This window comes from Vibrio sp. 03_296 (genome assembly GCF_002265885.1).
This window is the reverse complement of the sequence record NZ_NPKW01001091.1, coordinates 1-1,160: the sequence shown is the minus strand read 5'-3', so window position 1 is coordinate 1,160 and position 1,160 is coordinate 1. Positions and strand designations below refer to the sequence as shown.

The 1,160-nt window shown below is 42.1% G+C and carries 1 pseudogene; it reads left to right on the top strand.

The annotated features are described in order from the left end of the window. Window positions 1-329 precede the first annotated feature (329 nt). Window positions 330-700: pseudogene (locus CIK04_RS30010) on the top strand (MarR family transcriptional regulator). Window positions 701-1,160 lie beyond the last annotated feature (460 nt).

The window sequence follows — 1,160 nt, the reverse complement described above, 5'->3', positions numbered from 1 at the left end:
CTGAGCTGGCGAGTTGGTAGCGGTTTGACAACTGGAGAGTTTGCATTGTACTCCTTAACTCGTTTTGAGCCGTTAGTGCCGGAGGCGGAATGATGAGAACGATAACGACATTTTACGTTTGGATACCCAATTAAGTTCATTATCTTATTGACTTAAAGAATAGTCTCTCTCCGCTCATAACGCATTTTTCGCCACTGTTCACTGCTTAAGCCTACAAATCGAGCTGAAATTTTGGTATAAAACGCGCTTCAAATTTTCATCCCTGCTGATAAGCAGTGAACTGGAGACACATTTTAATGAGACTTGCTCCATAAGACCGTAAAGTGCAGATGAAACTGCAAAACGCATTAAAGCAGCTGTAGCGAATTTGGCTGCTGCATCAAATACAGTTAAGCCAGCTGCAGAAAAAACCGCTTATCTCTAAGTCAGTGGCTGAGAAAAAAGTCGTTGACGACCAAAGTGGCTGACTTCATCTGCAGTAAACACAGAGATTTCTCTGACGCCTAAGCAGCAACAAGTGCTGGATATCGTTGCCGCCAATGCAGAAGGCATTAACCCGAAAAGCATCGGCCTTGCAGCAGGTCAAGAAGATGCTAAAGCGGCATCTTGGGCGACTGGCGCACTGAAAAAACTGCTTGAAGATAACCTAGTGCAGAAAGAGCAGCTTGTAGGTAACAAGGTGATCTACAAGTTGGCGTAATGCGCTGATTCGCCTAGGCKGTTTGTCATCGAGTGTGACGAATACTCAAGTAAGAAGCCCCCAATTGATTGGGGTTTTTCTGTCTTTCATCTTCTCTGACCTTTTTTGAAGCATCATTTGGTTTCTGATGCCTACATGTTTGTATCGAATTCATCACATTTTAGACAAAGCTTGTTAAATATCTTTGCTGATACTACCTACGTAGTTCTTCTCTATCTGGTATGTGTTATTGAAGAGTGAAGTCTAATAAAGACAATCTCATAGCAGAGCTTTAGTCAATATCCTACGTGTTTATACGTATTTGCGTGAGCTGGAGTAGGTTGCCACTTCCCTTTCCCTTGCGTGTTCCTGCCGATTAACAAGTGTGTTTTTGTTCATGTTTAACATGAATTTCCAATGTCAATTGATCCGACATGAATAAAAACAAAGGACGTGAAACATGAGATCTTATCCAAAGAAC